The sequence below is a fragment of the Sulfitobacter sp. EhC04 genome, from assembly GCF_001650875.1.
Classification (GTDB): Bacteria; Pseudomonadota; Alphaproteobacteria; order Rhodobacterales; family Rhodobacteraceae; genus Sulfitobacter.
This window is the reverse complement of sequence record NZ_LXYI01000023.1, coordinates 177,989-194,246: the sequence shown is the minus strand read 5'-3', so window position 1 is coordinate 194,246 and position 16,258 is coordinate 177,989. Positions and strand designations below refer to the sequence as shown.

The 16,258-nt window shown below is 61.1% G+C and carries 13 protein-coding genes; 2 read left to right on the top strand and 11 right to left on the bottom strand.

Translation table 11 applies throughout. The features are described from left to right. Positions 1 to 6: 6 nt before the first annotated feature. The 4 genes from A8B82_RS11605 to A8B82_RS11590 form a co-directional block, all read right to left on the bottom strand. Positions 7 to 885: an ABC transporter permease gene (locus tag A8B82_RS11605; RefSeq protein WP_067292377.1), complete on the bottom strand. Its 879-nt coding sequence runs from the start codon at positions 883 to 885 to the stop codon at positions 7 to 9. A gap of 29 nt (positions 886 to 914) precedes the next feature. Beyond that, on the bottom strand, positions 915 to 1,865 hold the full coding sequence (locus A8B82_RS11600) for an ABC transporter permease (protein WP_067292375.1): 951 nt from the start codon (positions 1,863 to 1,865) through the stop codon (positions 915 to 917). Positions 1,866 to 1,943: 78 nt separating this feature from the next. Beyond that, the gene (locus A8B82_RS11595) at positions 1,944 to 3,611 is read right to left on the bottom strand and encodes a peptide ABC transporter substrate-binding protein (protein ID WP_067292371.1); all 1,668 of its coding nucleotides are present in this window, start codon (positions 3,609 to 3,611) and stop codon (positions 1,944 to 1,946) included. 77 nt (positions 3,612 to 3,688) lie between these two features. Then, the gene (locus A8B82_RS11590) at positions 3,689 to 5,353 is read right to left on the bottom strand and encodes an ABC transporter ATP-binding protein (RefSeq protein WP_067292370.1); all 1,665 of its coding nucleotides are present in this window, start codon (positions 5,351 to 5,353) and stop codon (positions 3,689 to 3,691) included. Positions 5,354 to 5,740: 387 nt separating this feature from the next. Here A8B82_RS11590 and A8B82_RS11585 point away from each other — a divergent pair, with 387 nt between their 5' ends. Further along, positions 5,741 to 6,220, top strand: coding sequence for an Lrp/AsnC family transcriptional regulator (locus A8B82_RS11585; RefSeq protein ID WP_067292368.1), 480 nt, complete (start codon positions 5,741 to 5,743; stop codon positions 6,218 to 6,220). A 180-nt stretch (positions 6,221 to 6,400) separates the two neighbouring features. On the opposite strand, the gene A8B82_RS11580 is transcribed toward A8B82_RS11585, so the two are convergent. Further along, positions 6,401 to 8,773: a 1-deoxy-D-xylulose-5-phosphate synthase N-terminal domain-containing protein gene (locus tag A8B82_RS11580; protein WP_067292366.1), complete on the bottom strand. Its 2,373-nt coding sequence runs from the start codon at positions 8,771 to 8,773 to the stop codon at positions 6,401 to 6,403. Between the two features lie 136 nt (positions 8,774 to 8,909). Here A8B82_RS11580 and A8B82_RS11575 point away from each other — a divergent pair, with 136 nt between their 5' ends. Beyond that, positions 8,910 to 9,383 (top strand): Lrp/AsnC family transcriptional regulator, encoded by a 474-nt coding sequence (locus A8B82_RS11575; protein WP_443069339.1) that lies wholly within the window; start codon positions 8,910 to 8,912, stop codon positions 9,381 to 9,383. Between the two features lie 272 nt (positions 9,384 to 9,655). Here A8B82_RS11575 and A8B82_RS11570 read toward each other — a convergent pair whose 3' ends face one another. From A8B82_RS11570 to A8B82_RS11545, 6 genes are all read right to left on the bottom strand, one after another. Then, positions 9,656 to 10,231: a sigma-70 family RNA polymerase sigma factor gene (locus A8B82_RS11570; RefSeq protein ID WP_161489455.1), complete on the bottom strand. Its 576-nt coding sequence runs from the start codon at positions 10,229 to 10,231 to the stop codon at positions 9,656 to 9,658. A gap of 184 nt (positions 10,232 to 10,415) precedes the next feature. Further along, positions 10,416 to 11,693, bottom strand: coding sequence for a lysine N(6)-hydroxylase/L-ornithine N(5)-oxygenase family protein (locus tag A8B82_RS11565; RefSeq protein WP_067292359.1), 1,278 nt, complete (start codon positions 11,691 to 11,693; stop codon positions 10,416 to 10,418). After that, a complete protein-coding gene (locus tag A8B82_RS11560) occupies positions 11,693 to 12,745 on the bottom strand; it encodes a GNAT family N-acetyltransferase (RefSeq protein ID WP_067292356.1) in 1,053 nt (350 codons plus the stop codon). The genes A8B82_RS11565 and A8B82_RS11560 overlap by 1 nt, the downstream gene beginning before the upstream one ends. 2 nt (positions 12,746 to 12,747) lie before the next feature. Beyond that, positions 12,748 to 13,656, bottom strand: a complete 909-nt coding sequence (locus A8B82_RS11555; RefSeq protein ID WP_067292353.1) for an alpha/beta hydrolase — start codon at positions 13,654 to 13,656, stop codon at positions 12,748 to 12,750. Next, complete coding sequence (locus A8B82_RS11550) at positions 13,656 to 14,822, bottom strand: PLP-dependent transferase (protein ID WP_067292352.1); 1,167 nt, start codon at positions 14,820 to 14,822, stop codon at positions 13,656 to 13,658. Before A8B82_RS11550 ends, A8B82_RS11555 begins: the two co-directional genes overlap by 1 nt. Then, on the bottom strand, positions 14,819 to 16,144 hold the full coding sequence (locus A8B82_RS11545) for an MATE family efflux transporter (RefSeq protein WP_067292349.1): 1,326 nt from the start codon (positions 16,142 to 16,144) through the stop codon (positions 14,819 to 14,821). The genes A8B82_RS11550 and A8B82_RS11545 overlap by 4 nt, the downstream gene beginning before the upstream one ends. Positions 16,145 to 16,258 lie beyond the last annotated feature (114 nt).

Genomic DNA, 16,258 nt, shown 5'->3' with positions numbered 1-16,258 from the left:
TTCCCATCAGACAGTGTCGTTGCGGACGTCAAGCGCATCGCGCAGCCCGTCGCCGATAAAGTTGAAACTGGACACGGCGATGGTAATTGCAATGCCCGGTATGATTGCAAGCCATGGCGCGCTGGCCAGATACTGCTGCGCCCCGTTCAGCATGTTGCCCCAGCTTGGCAGCGGCGGCTGGATACCAAACCCCAGAAAGCTGATATAGGCCTCAAGCAGGATGGCACGGGCCACGGTCAGGGTCGCAGCGACAATGATCGGCCCGGTGACATTGGGCAGGATCTCGCGGAACATGATATGCATCCGGCTTAACCCCAGCATCCGCCCGGCCAGGACGAATTCACGCTCTTTCAGCGACCGCACCTCGGCCTCGACGATCCGGGCGACCTCCATCCAGCCGGTAACGGCGATGATTACCGTGATCATCATGGGGCTGGGTTTCAGCACCGCCGCCAGCGCCAGCAGCAAAAAGATCGACGGATAGGACAAAAATCCATCGACAATGCGCATCAGGACGGCGCTGATCCAGCCGCCGCGATAACCCGCGATCACGCCCACCACCGTGCCGACCATCGTGGCCAGAATCATGGCGCTGAAACCGACCAACAGCGAAATCCGCCCCGCCATGAGCAGCCGCGCCGCGACATCACGGCCCAGCGGATCGGTGCCCAGGTAATGATCCCCGGAAAAAGGCGGTGCAAAACGCGCGCGCAGGTCGATGTACAGGGAATCGTAGGGCAGCAGATAGGGGCCAATGACACAGGCCAGCGTCAGCAGGCTGATCATACAAAGCCCCAATAGCGCCAGCCGGTGACTGCGAAAACGGCGCATCACGCGGCTTTGCCACCAATGGCTTTGCGCCTGGTCTGCGGTAAGGGTGGTCATGGTGGTGGCCTCCTGTGTTCTAATGGCGCTCAGGCCAGGCGGATGCGCGGATCGACCAGCGCGACGACGATATCGGCAATCAGGTTGCCCGCGATGGTCAGCACCGCCGAGAACATCAAAAGCCCCATCACAACCGGGTAATCACTGTACCCAAGGCTATCCAGGAACAACCGTCCCATGCCGGGCCAAGTAAAGACGGTTTCGGTCACCAGCGCCCCGGTCAGGATCGCGGGCAATTGCACGCCTGCCAGCGTGATCATCGGCAGCAGCGCATTGCCGACAACATGTTTCATCAGCACACGGCGTTCTGAGACACCTTTGGCGCGGGCGGTTTTGACGAACTCCTGGCTGATCACGTCCAGTGTCGCGGTGCGCATGTAACGGCTCCAGATCGCGATATGAACCAGCGCCAGAACCACCGAGGGCATGATCAGGTGATGCAGGTAGTTCAGGACGGATCCATCGCCGATGGTGTACATGTTGCCCGCAGGCAGCCATCCCAGTTGCAACGAAAAGACATAGATGCCCACAAGGCCGAACCAGAATGTCGGGATCGACAGGGCGATCATCGCGCCGACGGTCGCGGTGTAATCGAAAATGGAATAGCGGTGCGTCGCGCCGCGAATGCCGATCCAGGTGCCCACTGCAATGGCGATCACGGTCGACGAACCCATCAGCAGCAGCGTGGCAAAGATATGTCGGCTGATCACCGTCAGCACCGGCGCGCCATCGCGGAACGAGGTGCCCCAGTCCCCATGCAAAAGCCGCCAGACCCACTCAAGATACTGCACCCAGATCGGACGGTTCAGGCCCAGCTGTTCTGCCAGACGGTTCATGTCTTCCTGGGTCATGCCGGGATCAAGCGCATATTGCGACATCGGACCACCCGGAATCAGGTTGAGCACGGTGAAGCCGATGATCGAGACTATGACCAGAAGCACGGCGCTCTGCATGAAGCGATTAAGCAGGAATGCGGGCATGGTCCCCTCCTTTTGCAACAGGTGACGTCAAGGAAAAGCTGCCGCCCGGATCGGAAGGTCCGGGCGGCAACAGATGCGCTAGCTCCAGTACCAGCCAGCAGCGTGCCAGGATTCGGTGCGCGTGTTGGTGTTGGGGATATAACCCTCGATACCTGCCTTGCGCCCATGAACCTGCGTGTAGGCATACAAAGGCAGGAACGGCAGATCCTCGCGGATGATTTCCTGCACCCGGAAATAGATCTCGCGACGGGCTTCCGGGTCGAATGTGCGGCTGCCCTCTTCCAGCAAGGCGTCAACCTCCGGGTTGGAATACTGCGCATTGTTCGAACCGTTGCCGCCCTGGGCCGTGATCGCCTTGCTGTGGAAGCGGTTGGTCACATCCGGGTCGGCGCCGATCAGATAGGTGATCCCCACCATCGCTGAATCAAACTGCGACATGCCCCAGAACTCGCCCCACATCACGGCCGGCGGCAGGTTCTCGATCTTCATCTCGACGCCGATCTCGGCAAAGGTCTGCTGCAGGAACTGCTGCGCCTGTTCACGCAGATGCGCGCCGGAAGTGGTCGAATTCGCAAAGGACAGGCGCACGCCGTCCTTTTCACGTATGCCGCCTGCGCCGGGCACCCAGCCTGCATCGTCCAGAATCTGGCGGGCAGTTTCGAGATTGAATTCATGCGCAGGCAGGTCCGGATTGTAGTAGTAGGACTGCGGCGGCATGAAGGTTTCGGTCGGGCTGGGCACACCATAGTTCAGCGCGTCGATGATGGCAGCGCGATCAATCGCCAAGTACAGCGCCTTGCGCACGGCAGGGTCCTGAAACTGCGGTTTTTCCATGTTCAGATAGATCGATTCCACTGATCCCTTGGGCACCAGTATCACGTCGCGGTCGGGCAGCGTGCTGGCCTCGGCATAGTTGTCGGGGGTGATATAGGATTGGCCGACCAGGTCGATATCGCCGCTCTTGAACTGGGTATACAGCACAGTCATGTCCGGGATGTACTTGTAGATCAGCTGTTCCACATAGGGGCCTTCGCCGAAATATTCGGTGTTGGCCATCAGCTCCAGACGGTCCCCGGCCAGACGCTGGCCCCATTTGAACGCACCGGTGCCGATCGGAGCCTGATTGAAGGCCGCATTGTTGACGTCTGGCGCGTTGCCAAGGATATGTTCGGGGACAATGAAGGTTTCGGTCAGGAATGACATGTAGGGTGAAAAAACCTCTTCCATCCGCCAGGTGATCTCGGTCGGGGACACCACGGTGATGTCGCGCAACAGCGCATGGCCCGCGGTGCGCCAGGCACGAAAATCGGGGTTCAGGATCAGCTCCAGGGTGAATTTCACGTCCTCTGCGGTAAAGGGTTCGCCGTCATGCCAGCGCACGTCTTCACGCAGTTTGACCCGCCATTCCAGACCGTCCTCGGAAATGCCGCCATTCTCCTGGCTGGGCACTTCGGTGGCCAAGTTCGGCACGATATTGCCTTCCGGGTCAATGCGGAACAGCGCGTCGAACAGCGAAAAGTTCACACCGTCGTCCACTTCGATATGTGGCATCAGCGGGTTGAACACCGTGGGTTCCTGCGACAGGCCGACAATCACGCGGCCCGTGGGTGTGGCCGGAGGCGTCTGCGCATAGGCGGGTTTGCCCAACAGGTGCGGCGCGAAAAGGCCCGCAGCGCCACCGGCACCGAGAACCCGCAGGGCATTGCGGCGTGAAAAGCCTGCGCTGGTCTTGCTGAATTTGGTCATTTTAGTCTCCCGTGTGATGGTTTATTTTATGGTTGGTTTGTTGAGACGTTTCTTGTGACGGCTTTGGATATCGGCATTCAGCCTTCGGCTGCGGCCAATGCGTGACGCTCGTCGCGTTCGCCCGGAATGGCGGCCACCAGTTCGCGTGTGTAATCGGATTTCGGATTGAGAAAGATCTGCGACGGCGGCCCCATTTCAACGACCCGCCCGCGTTGCATGACGGCGATATCGTCGCAAATCTGGCTGGCGACGCGCAGGTCGTGGGTGATAAAGATCATCGAAACCCCGGTTTCGCGCTGGATCTTGTCCAGCAGTTGCAGGATCTGCGCCTGGATCGACACATCCAGCGCCGAAACTGCCTCGTCCGCGACCAGCAGCGTCGGCTTGAACATCAGTGCGCGCGCAATGCCGATCCGCTGGCGCTGTCCGCCGGAAAACTCATGCGGGTAGCGCCCGAAGGCACCCGCATCCAGCCCAACCAGATCCAGCAGCGCACGCGCATCTTCGCGGGCCTTGGCATAGGGCATCCCGTGCGCAATTGGCCCCACGGTCAAGATCCGGCCAATCGTCGCGCGCGGATTCAGCGATGCAAACGGGTCCTGAAAAATCATCTGGATGCGCTGGCGCAGTGGGCGGAACTCGGCCTCCGCCATCGGGGCAATGTCACGGCCTTCGAACAGGATGCGCCCACCGTCACAATCCATCAGCTTGGTCAGCAACCGCCCGAGCGACGATTTTCCCGACCCGCTTTCGCCCACCACGCCCAGCGTCCGACCGCTGGCCAGTTCAAACGATACCTCGCGCACCGCAGGCACTACGCGCAGGCTGCGCAGCAGGGCACTGCCGCTGCGATAGGTCTTGGTCAGCCCTTCAACCTGCAGCACCGTGCCACTGCCTTTGGCCTGCAACGACGGGCGGTCCTTGTCGGTCAGATGCGGCACGGCGGCGATCAGCCGCTTGGTATAGGGATGTTCAGGTGATTTCAGAACCTGATCTGCCGTGCCCTGTTCAACCACATGGCCCTTTTCCATCACCACAACGCTGTCAGCGATCTCGGCCACCACGCCGAAATCATGAGTGATGAAAAGCACGCTCATGCCCTTGCGGCGCTGGATGTCGCGGATCAGTTCGAGGATTTGCGCCTGTGTGGTCACGTCCAGTGCCGTTGTCGGCTCATCCGCGATCAGGATCGACGGCTCAAGCGCAAGCGCCATGGCGATCATCACCCGCTGGCGTTGCCCGCCGGACAGGCGGAAAGGGTATTGACTGTACATCAGCGCGGGGTCCGGCAGCCCCACCTCGGTCAGTAATTCGACAGCCCGCTTGCGCCGCGACGCCGGTGTGCCGATCCCATGCGCCCGCATGGCCTCATCAACCTGCGCGCCCACCGTCATCAGCGGGTTCAGCGCCGACAGGGGGTCCTGAAAGATCATCGACACCACCCGACCGCGCAGGTCGCGCAGAGACTCGGCGTCCATGCCGATAATGTCGCGCCCGTCCAGCATGATAGAACCGGCGCTGACACCGATCACACGGGGCAGCAGCCCCATGATGGTGTTCGCCGTCACCGACTTGCCGGACCCGGATTCACCGATCACACACAGAATCTGGCCCCGTTCGAGATCGAAGGAGACATCCTTGACCGCATGGGCACGTTCCATTCCATCCGGCAATGTGACCGTCAGACCGCGCACCGATAGCGCCGATTTCTGGCTGTCGTCTGTGTCGGGGTTTGCTGTCATGTTGCACTTTCCTTGGGTGTGAACCTTTGTCCGGCCCACACTGGTGATCCAAGCATTGTGATCTCTCTCCGGGAGCAGAGTCACCAAATCCCGACGCGCAGACGGCAGGAATGACTGATCTGATGTCCGGGTCTGGCAGATTATTCTGCGCTACATATGGCACCCTCTGCGGCGCGCGATCAGGCGAACGCCCCCGTGACCCCGTCCGGTATGTTGCCCGCGTCCGATGGATGGCTTACGCCTTGCCAGGGCACCCGCTGCGCAGCCTGCGCAGGAAACGGGCACCGGCAAGCGGCAGGCGTTTCCTTCGGCACCCGCCCGCACGAAACAGATGACGACCCGTTATTTGCCACGCTATACTTTTTCAGGACCAATTGGAGTACCTGCATGACCCTCGACAAGATCGACATCAGGATTCTGTCTGAACTCCAGAAGAACGGCCGGATCACCAATGTCGAACTGGCCGAACTGGTTTACCTGTCACCCAGTCCCTGCCTGATGCGGGTCAAGAAGCTGCAAGCCGAAGGATACATCACCGGCTACGCCGCCCAGATCGACGTGTCGAAACTTGGCCAAAGCCTGATGGTTTTCACCGAAATCACGCTGAAGAACCACCGTCAGATTGATTTCGCACGTTTCCTCGCCGCGATGGAAAAGATTGACCAGGTGATCGAATGCCACCTTGTGTCCGGCGGCTATGATTTTCTGGTAAAATTCGTGACCGCCGGGATCAGCGATTATCAGTTGATCATGGAAAGCCTGGTCGAACGGGATATCGGCATCGACAAATATTTCAGCTTCGTCATCCTCAAATCACCCATCGTCAAGACGCATCTGCCGCTTGCGTCCATCCTCCCGGACGACTGACGCCACCACCTGCCGCCCCAACGGTCGTCCCGCTGGTGCGGCAACTGGCAGAACATCCGTCACCCCGATCACCGGCGACAAGCCTCATGAACTGATTGTTCAGGACCTCGCAGCGGCCCGGCATATCACGCAAACACCGGCGTGACATGCCGTGAATGAACTGCGCCCGACGACCTGGCCTCAGGCAGCCTTGATCTTGCGGCCATCCGTCAGGCCGCTGACCTTTTCCACAATGCCCTGGCTGTCGATACCGTAGTGCCTGTAAAGGTCACTGATCCCGCCCGTCTGGCCAAAGTGCTCGACCCCCAGCGGAATTGTTTTATGCCCCCCAACGGCGCCCAGCCAGGAAAGCGTCGCCGGATGGCCGTCGATGACAGTGACCAGTTGGCAATGCGGAGAGAGTTCGCCCAACAGCCGTTCCACATGACTGGTCGCCGTCACCTGCCCCTGCGCCCGCGCTCCTTGTGCCGCGGTCCAGCCGGCGTTCAGCCGATCTGCCGAGGTGACCGCAAGAACCCCCACGTCGCGCCGGTGTTCGGCCAGTTCGCCGGCAGCCTTGATCGCCTCAGGTGCGATGACCCCCTGATAGGCGATCACCACCTCGCAGTTTGGCCCCGGACGCCGCAGCCAATACGCGCCATCAATTGCCCCCTGCTGCCAGCTGTCGTCAGCACGCTTGCCCGGCTGTTCGATGGGATTGGTGGACAGCCGAAGGTAAACCGATCCGCCGATCTCGTCGCGCAGCCATGTGCGTTCGTCCGGCTCGCCCGATCCGTCATTTTGCAGATAGCCAAAGGCCCAGGCCATGATCTCGGCCAGTTCATCGGCAAAGGCGGGTTCAAAGGCCACCAAGCCATCCTGGCTCATGCCGATCAGCGGGGTGCCGATGGATTGGTGCGCGCCGCCCTCCGGGGCCAGCGTAACACCTGATGGCGTGCCGACGACCATGAACCGCGCGTCCTGGTAGCAGGCATAGTTCAGCGCATCGAGGCCGCGCGCGACAAAGGGGTCATAAAGTGTGCCGATCGGGATCAGGCGCTTGCCAAACAACGAATGAGACAACCCCGCAGCCCCCAGCAGCAGAAAAAGGTTGTTCTCCGCGATGCCCAGCTCAATGTGCTGCCCTTCCGGGTTGAATTCCCACTTCGCTGTGGAAGGGATGCGATGTTCGATAAAGGCATCTGTCTGCGCGGTGCGGGCAAAAAGCTTGCGGCGGTTCACCCAGGGGCCAAGGTTGGTGGTGCCGGTCACGTCGGGGGACATGGTCACGATACGCTCTGCCAGCTTGCTGTCGCCCTTTGACAGATCATCCAGGATCTTGCCAAAAGCCATCTGCGTCGAAATCTCCCGGTCGGACGAAAACTGTATCTGTGGGACCGGCAAGATCTCGTCTTCATATCGCCTGCGCCCTCGGGAAAAGAACGGCACATCGTCGAGGAAGGATTGCAAAGCGTCGGCATCTTCCACTGCGGCGAATTTCTCCCACTCCTGCCCTTCCGGCACGCCCATATGCGCCTGCCAATCCGCCATCTGCGCCTTGGTCATCAGACCGCCATGGTTGTCCTTGTGCCCGGCAATCGGCGTCCCCCAGCCCTTGATCGTATAGGCAAGAAAACAGGTGGGCCGTTCGTCAGTGACGCTTGCGAAAACCTCGGCCATGGTTGTCACGCAATTGCCGCCAAGGTTCTCCATCAGCGCGGCAAGCTCCTCGTCGTCACGCTTGTCGATCAGCCGGGACAAAGGCCCCTGATCGCCCAGGTCTTCCATCAGCCGTTTGCGCCAGACCGCGCCGCCCTGATAGGTCAGTGCCGAATACTGCTGGTTCGGGCAGGCGTCGATCCATGCGCGCAGGGCGTCGCCGCCCTCCTCGGCAAAGGCAGCACGCTGCAAGGCACCGTATTTCACCCGGATGACATTCCAGCCGAAGGCCTCGAAAATCTTCTCTACCCGCTCAAACAGACCCTCACGGACCACACCGTCCAGCGACTGGCGGTTATAGTCGATGATCCACCAGCAATTGCGCAGGTCGTTTTTCCAGCCTTCCTGCAACGCCTCATAGATGTTGCCCTCGTCAAGTTCAGCATCACCCACAAGCGCCACATGCCGACCCATGCTCAGATCGTCGCCCCAGGATTTCGCCGCGACATAATCCTGAACCAGCGACCCAAAGGCGGTGATCGCCACACCCAGCCCGACAGAGCCGGTGGAGTAATCCACGTCATCCACGTCCTTGGTGCGGCTGGGATAGCTTTGCACCCCCTGATAGCCGCGGAAGTTCTGCATCTTTTCCAGTGTCTGATTGCCCATCAGATATTGCATTGCATGGAACACCGGCGAGGCATGCGGTTTGACCGCGACACGGTCCTCGGGCCTGAGCGCGGAAAAGTAGAGCGCAGTCATGATCGACACCATCGAAGCCGAACTGGCCTGATGCCCCCCCACCTTGATCCCGTCCTGTTTCGGGCGGATGTGATTGGCGTGATGGATCATCCAATGCGAAAGCCACAGCAGGCGACCCTCCATGATTTTCAACGCGGCGGATTGTTGTGACATTGTCCTTGCTCCGTGTGCGGCAGTTCGATCTTTGTATCCACGCGATATTACCACCACGGATATGTGGTTTCTCACCTATTATTAATTCATTGACCTGCTATCTTGGTTCATATCGCTAACTTTTCGAGATTTCATGATGCTAACCACTAACCTGGACAATTTCGACATTGAGATCCTGCACGAGCTGCAACGCAACGGACGTGCCACGATAAATGACCTGGCGGACAAGATCGGTCTCAGCCCGTCGCCGGTAGCACGGCGGTTGCGGAACCTTGAAAAGGCAGGGGTCATATCCGGCTATGCTGCGCTCATCGACGAGGCCGCACTGGGTTTTGAATTCTCTGTTTTTGTCTCGGTCAAACTTGACCGTCAGGTGGACGATGCGCTTGCCCGGTTCGAAACCGCTGTGCGCGGTTTTCCGGAGGTCGTTGACTGCTGGCTGATGACCGGCAACCGCGACTACCTGTTGCGCATCTCGACGCGGGGCCCGGCCGATTTCGAGCGATTTCTGACCGGTAAATTCACCAAGGTCCCCGGCGTCGCCTCCATCGAAAGCTCCATTCCATTGCGGCGTGTCAAAGCCGGACTTTCACGCACGCTCGACAGGTAGCCGCCTCAGGGGCCAGCATGGACCCTGACATTAACGCCCCGTCTTCCGGGGTTCCGTTTCCGGTTCTGCCGCAAATTCTGTTGACGATTGACGGCGGCAACCGCGCTGGCAGCCAAGTCCCAACATTCAGAGCGCATGAAAACAAGGCTTCAGCCTGTCCTGTCGATGGCTTGAGGGCGCCTGGCCTACATCGCCCCCATGGTCGGGCATGACCTTATTCAAAACCGGCCTTCATAGGCACGTCCGCCCCGTGTGGCGCCCAGGAGATCACTCTATTGGCGCGCGTCAGACTGATCCGCCATGCCATTGGCATCTGCGGCGTTCACATAAGCGACCAGCATTTTCTGCGAACGGGTTATGATCCCGTTTATTCTGGCAGGCGACAGACCAAATCGTTGTGCAATGTCCTTTTGGCTTTCGACTCTCAGGCGGTGCGCGAAAATTATGTTGGTGTCGCGGGCTGGCAGCTTCATCAACCCTTCGGCCAGCCGTCTCAAGCGTTGGCTGTCTTGCAACTGCGTTTCGGCCGTGGGTTTGTCACACATCAGGTCATCGCCCGGCTCAAGCGGTGCCGCCCCTTCACGTAGCTCGCGGCGCAGGTGGTCCAGTGCCAGATTGCGCACGATCCGGCGCAGAAACCCGCGCGGGCTCGCAATTTCCACGCCTATGGCCTTGCTGTTCAGACACCGCATGGCCGCATCCTGCACGACATCTTCGGCGCGGTCACGGTTACCAATAATGCGCATTGCATCGCACAGAAGCATTTCACGCTCGTCAATCAGGTGACGCAGTAATTCCTGCCGCGCCATCGCACAGCCAGAGGGGGCAGATTCTCGTGATTGGGCCATCATTTTGCGCATAATTTGGAAAGGACACGACGATGTGTCTGCCTAGCGCGCAAGCTGAGTGGACCTGTGGCACCTGTACCCCCAACCCATGGTCACCGCAATACGCGAAGGTAACGGAATGGGCACTTTTTCGCTTAATACGTGTATTGACCGCCCCTGCATTTTACAGAGGCGGTTCAATGGATCACTCCGCAGCGATGGCAGAGGTGGACCCGTGCAAAGTCTCAAGTTGTTGCGCAATCTCGTCTGATCGCAAGGCCAGAACCGAAAGCAAAGTATCGCTCAACCCGTGTGTGGCTTCGCTAAAGCCTTGAACAAAAATCGCCGGTTCGAATGCGTCATTCATCGGCAACCGGTAGTCGCGATCCGGCTCTTGCGCGGTCTGCCAGGTGCTCAGGTTTGCCAGAACCGACTGCTCCAGCGCACGCTGGTATCCTGTCCCCAACACCACAAGATCATACCCTTGGGCACGCGACCCAGACGGCCCTGACAACCGCAGACTGATCTGGGCGCCAACCTGTTGTGCGCCCTGCACCTGGGTTTCCGCCAGCAGGTCCAGACGGTCGTCGCCGCGCACGTCCTGCGCATAAAGCGTGTCATAGATATGTTCGATCAGATCCGCGTCAGTCACCGCATAGTTTGTTGCCGCAAGGCTGTGCAGGGTCTGCGCCCGCACCTCTGATGGCAGACCGTGAAAGCGGTCTGTTTGTGCCGGATCAAAAATTTCGTTCACAAAGGGCGTGTCATCAGACGGTTTGATCGCCCTGCCCCGCAGGATCATGTCGATCTGTAGCTGCTCTGGGCGGGCGGCAAGATCGGCAAACACCTCGGCAGCACTTTGACCCGCGCCAATCACGGCGATGCGCTGGCCCGGCTTCAGCTTGGGAACAACCTGCGAAAGATAGTCACAGCTGTGGATCACGCGACCTCTGTCTTGCAGGGGTGCAAAAGCATCGGGCCAATGGGGCTTGCCCCCCGGTGCCAGCACCAGATTGCGGGTCAAATGACGCGCTTGCCTGCCGTCGCGGCTTTCGCTGTGCACCGCCAGATGGGTCACCCGTTCGCCCGCCTGCACGGGTTCAATGGCGGTAACACGGCTGTCGTAGCAACAGTTGGAAAACTGCCCCGCGATCCAGCCCAGATAGTCGTTAAACTCTTCCCGGCTGGGGAAGAACGTCTTGCGGTTGATAAAGCGCGTCAACCGTCCCTTGGCGTGCAGGTAGCTGAGGAACGAAAACCCGCTGCGCGGATTGCGCAGGGACACCAGATCTTTCAGGAATGACACCTGCATGTCGGTGCCGGCCAGCATCATGTCGGGATGCCACGCAAAGGCGGGTCTGGCCTCAAGAAACCGCGTGCGCAGGCGGCTGCCGCGTTCGTGCAAGGCAACGGCCAGCGCAAGGTTCGATGGACCAAAACCTATGCCAATAACATCCAGTTGTTGCGCGTTCATATCGGTCATCATTCTTCTCCTGTGCCAAGCATGTTTGTAAGTGACAGGGCCAGCGGCGTACCCAGATCGGTGTCGGGCCCTGTTTCAGGGCGTGCCCAAATGCGGGATTCGAAAAAGTGCTGGCGTTCCAGTCGCACCAGTGTTGCGCGTTTGTGGGAAAAGTCGAAATCGCGCACATGGGCAAAGCCGCCGCGCCCCAGGTTCTTGAGCTGTTTGAGATGGCTTGCCTTCGGCTCACCCATCAGCGCCTGCGTGCGCGGCTCTGCCAGAAACATGTAGTGCATCAGCGAGGGCATCCAGGCGGTGACATAGTCTGCGCCGCGCATGTTGTCCTCACCGATCAGCACATGCCAGCCACGATCCCACGGATCGGCGTCATAGACCCCGCCAATCCGGTTTTCGCGCGCCCAATACAGCTCGAAATACCCAAAATCGCGCCCGTTCAGGCTGCCGATCACCGGCAGGATATGCGGGTCTGCAATCAGGGTTTGCAGGGTTTTTCGGTGGGCCTCCAGCGTGCCGGCCTCTTCAAAGAATGCGGCGACGCGCGGGTCGTTCTGCCACCGGTGATAGACCGCCAGATCCTCCATATCCGCCGCGCGCAGTTCAAGGTGCTGGTCCAGCCAGGGAATGTGGCGACGGTACAAGGGGCCCACAGGTTTCGGCGGGCGCACAGGGTGGCGCCCGTTGGTGCCGGTTTGCCACAGCGTCGGCCACGGCGGTGTCGGGTGCATGATCCAGCGGTCCGGCACCTGCCAGAACGCCACCGGCAGCACCCAATGCGCAGCACCAATGGGTGTTGCGACGCCCATTGCGGCAAGCTGCAGCAGCAGGCCTTCCCATTCAGCCCCGTCCAGCCGGATGGCGACCTCGCCGCCCTCGGCACTCAGCGCCTCAAAGGCCGCAAGCGCCTGTGCGATGCTCAGGTTCGGTGTCGCAGTCAGGTCCAGCCTGCCGTCGCCTGTATCACGCAGCGGCAAGGCAACGTCTGCGCCAACCCGCACATGGTCCGCAGCGCGCTGTGCCACCGGTCGATCTGTCAAAGGCATATCAAAAGCCACAATCAGGTCCTTTCTTTGGTCTGTGGGAACGCAGGCTCGGTCTGCGTGTCAGCAAGGGCAAAAGCCCAGCGAAGCGCGCGGTTCACTGCCACCGGCAACACCGACATATGCGTCTCGTCCGGGTAGATTTCGATCCGGGTGGTCACGCCACGCGCAGACAGGGCGGCGGCCATCTCTTGCGCGGCACCGACAGTGCGGGTCCTAGCCTTTTCCGCCAGTCTTTCGGCAGCTTCGGGGCCGCCGGCCTGAAACGGTGCCAGCGCCTCACCCTCCCATTCGCCGGCCGACAGATGCACACGCAGCCGATGGTCGCCCGCGTCGAAACGGTCCAGATGGTCCAGCAGGAAACTGTCTTCCCATGTGATCGCCGGGCTGGCCGCAATCCAGTTGGCAAAGGCATCGGGGCGGGTGAACATCAGCCACAGCGCGAACAGCCCACCAAAGGAATGGCCGAACAGCGACTGGCGCGCCGGATCAAGCGCGACCTGACCGGCAAGAAAACCGCCCACGTCTTCCAGCAAGAACCGCGCCATTTCCGCACCGCCACCAGTCCTGACCTCAGGACCATCGGGGGTGAAAGGCGGATAGCTATGCCCCGGCGGCGGCCCCAGATCCCAACTGCGGCGAAAGGAATCGTAGGCCTCGTCGGTCGGATAGCCCACTGCGATCAACACGCCCCAGCCCAGGTTGGTCCCCGTGGGCCAGAACGCCTGTGCGCGCATCACATCAACCGCTGTGCCGATCACCGCGTTGCCATCCAGCAGCCACAGCGCGGGCCACCCTGCGGCGGGGGCTTCGCCCTGCGGCACCCACAGGAACACACGGCGGATGTCGCCGGTCTGGCTGTCCTTCAGATCAAACCAGCGGGTGCCGCCACAGTCGGCCACGCCTTCTGCCACAACATCCCGCATCACGCTGCAACCTCTTGCGCCGCGTGCAAGGCAGTGTGCAAATCATCCATCAGCAGGTCCGCAGGTTCCAGCCCCGCCGCCAGCCTAATGGTGCGCGGGCTGACCCCGAACCGTTGAAACACATTTGCCGCCCCCGCCAGCCCGCAAGCCGCCTGACCCGGAACAATCAGGCTTTCGGGCCCGCCCCAGCTGACACCGATGCGGATCATGCGCAGCGCATCGCAAAAGCGCGGGACATCCACACCGGCGGCCAGATCGAATGCGAACAACCCCCCAAAACCGCTCAGCCCGTCGGGGCGGGTGGCCAGTAATCCGGGGTGATGCACCGCCGTAACCTGCGGATGGTCCGCCAAACCCTGCGCCAGCCTCAGGCCCGTTTGCATATGGCGCGCCATCCGCATATCCAGCGTGCGCATCCCACGCAGCACCAGAAACGCATCCATCGGCGACATCCGCCCGCCGAACAGATGGGTCGCCTCGTGGTCGATACGCCGGATCATCTCGCGCGATCCGGTGACCAGCCCGCCCAGCGTGTCGCTGTGGCCCGACAGGTATTTTGACGCCGCATGCACCACCAGATCGACACCCATATCGTGCGGGCGCTGAAACAGCGGCGTGGCCCAACTGTTGTCGATCACCGAAATGACCCCCAGACGCCGTGCCTCGGTCGCGACGGCCCGCAGGTCTTGCAGGCGGAACGTCCACGACGTCGGGCTTTCCAGATAGACCAGCCGCGCGCCCTCCAGCGCGTCGATCATCGCCTGCGTGTCGGTGCCATCGACATAGATGGTTTCAACCCCGAACCGCGCCAGCACCGTTTCAAACAGGCGGAATGCGTCGGAATACAGATGTTCAACCGCAACGATGCGGTCGCCGGCCTGCACAAAGGGCAACACCGCCCCGCAGATTGCCGCCATCCCCGACGAGAACCCGCGCGCGGCCTCGGCACCCTCCAGCCGCGCAATCAGGTCTTCCAATTCGCAAACCGTCGGATTGTCGCCGCGCGAATAGATGAACCTGTCAGAGCGTCCGGCAAAGACATCCTCGATTTGCGCATAGCTGTCGAACAGGAACGAACTGCTTTGAAAGATCGGCGTGGCACTGGCGTCATGGGGCACGGGGCGCGATGGCGAAATCAGGTCAGCTGTGGGTGGGGTACGGGTCATACAGAAGCTCCGGTAGGTGAAAGGGGGAAAAGGGCAGCGCGGATCGGGACCAGCGCCAACAGGGCGGCCAGCCATGCCGCAACGAGAACTGCGATGGCTATGCCGATGGGGCCGAACAACGGCACCGTCAGCGCCATCGCGGGCCACAGCAGCCAACCCATCGGGGCAAGGCCCAGAAGGGTTGCCAAGCGCGGCTGCACCGTGGCTTGCAGGCTGATCTGCGCGCACAGGCGCAGCGCAATCGCGGGCAGGGAAAGGGCAAGATAAGACAACATGACAGCGGCCTGCGCCACGATGGCGGGATCAATCACAAACAGCCGCACCAAGGGGCGCGCGCCGACACTGAACAGTATGGAAAGCACGATGGTGATCGCCCCGCAAACGTAGAGGATCCTGCGCAAGGTGGCCGTAAACCGCGCGCCATTGGCGCTGCCATGGGCATGGGACAGGATCGGCTGAATACCAATGGCAAATCCTTCCAGCGGCAACATCACGACAAAGACCAGACGCAGCGCAATGCCCAACGCCGCCACATCATCCGCGCCGCCAAAGGCGGTGGCGATGCGTAACAGGGCCATCAGGCTCAGCGTCGTCACCGCGACCGCCGCCGCTTCGGGCAACCCGACGCGCAGCACCGGCCCCAACAGGCGCATAGGTCCAGGGGTCGGACGGCGGCGGGGCGCGCAAAAGTGCCAGGCCCAGACGCACAGGGTCACACCCTGCGCGCACAGTGTCGCCCATGCCGCCCCTGACAGACCAAGATCCAGGCCAAAGATGAACACCGGATCAAGGATGATGTTCAGGCCAAAGCACAGCGCCAGCGTTTTCAGACTGAAGGCCGCATTGCCGCGCCCGATGGCCAGAAAATCGCAAAGGATCTGCAAGATGGCACAGCCGATGGTGAGAGATTGTATCGCCAGATAGGGCCGCGCGGTTGCCAGCAATTCGCCCCGTGCACCCAGCAGGTGCAACAGCGCGTCACCAAATGCCAGCAGCCCGCCAACGGCGCAAACTGCCAGCGCCAGTGCGGCCACCATCGACACCCCCGCCACCGCGCGTGCCTGATCCGGTTGGCCTGCGCCCAGTGATCTGGCGGTGGCGCTGGCAGCACCTATGCCCAACCCGATCCCCGCCGCCGCGACCAGACCGGCCAGCGGGGCCAGCAGCACAAGGGCGGCCAGCGCATCACCCCCCAGACGCCCGACAAAGGCCGCATCGACCGCCTGATGCAATGCATTCAGCGACAGCCCAGCCATCGCAGGCAGGCCCAGCCGCCACATCAGGCGGTGCAGGTTGGGATCAGACAGTTCGCTGTCGGCCATATGTTTCTCCTCGTCTTGGTCACAGGACGCGGCAGCGCGCGGGAAATTCACCCGTTGCGGAAAATTTTTTCGGGCCGGTGAATTTTCCAGACCCCGAAACGTCAGCAGGGAAAG

Bases quoted from the DNA above. Each gene is read 5' to 3' on its own strand.
- A8B82_RS11600 (WP_067292375.1), bottom strand. From the start codon at position 1,865: ATGCCCGCATTCCTGCTTAATCGCTTCATGCAGAGCGCCGTGCTTCTG.
- A8B82_RS11545 (WP_067292349.1), bottom strand. From the start codon at position 16,144: ATGGCCGACAGCGAACTGTCTGATCCCAACCTGCACCGCCTGATGTGG.
- A8B82_RS11565 (WP_067292359.1), bottom strand. From the start codon at position 11,693: ATGACCGATATGAACGCGCAACAACTGGATGTTATTGGCATAGGTTTT.
- A8B82_RS11570 (WP_161489455.1), bottom strand. From the start codon at position 10,231: ATGGCCCAATCACGAGAATCTGCCCCCTCTGGCTGTGCGATGGCGCGG.
- A8B82_RS11585 (WP_067292368.1), top strand. From the start codon at position 5,741: ATGACCCTCGACAAGATCGACATCAGGATTCTGTCTGAACTCCAGAAG.
- A8B82_RS11580 (WP_067292366.1), bottom strand. From the start codon at position 8,773: ATGTCACAACAATCCGCCGCGTTGAAAATCATGGAGGGTCGCCTGCTG.
- A8B82_RS11575 (WP_443069339.1), top strand. From the start codon at position 8,910: ATGCTAACCACTAACCTGGACAATTTCGACATTGAGATCCTGCACGAG.
- A8B82_RS11590 (WP_067292370.1), bottom strand. From the start codon at position 5,353: ATGACAGCAAACCCCGACACAGACGACAGCCAGAAATCGGCGCTATCG.
- A8B82_RS11605 (WP_067292377.1), bottom strand. From the start codon at position 885: ATGACCACCCTTACCGCAGACCAGGCGCAAAGCCATTGGTGGCAAAGC.
- A8B82_RS11595 (WP_067292371.1), bottom strand. From the start codon at position 3,611: ATGACCAAATTCAGCAAGACCAGCGCAGGCTTTTCACGCCGCAATGCC.
- A8B82_RS11550 (WP_067292352.1), bottom strand. From the start codon at position 14,822: ATGACCCGTACCCCACCCACAGCTGACCTGATTTCGCCATCGCGCCCC.
- A8B82_RS11555 (WP_067292353.1), bottom strand. From the start codon at position 13,656: ATGCGGGATGTTGTGGCAGAAGGCGTGGCCGACTGTGGCGGCACCCGC.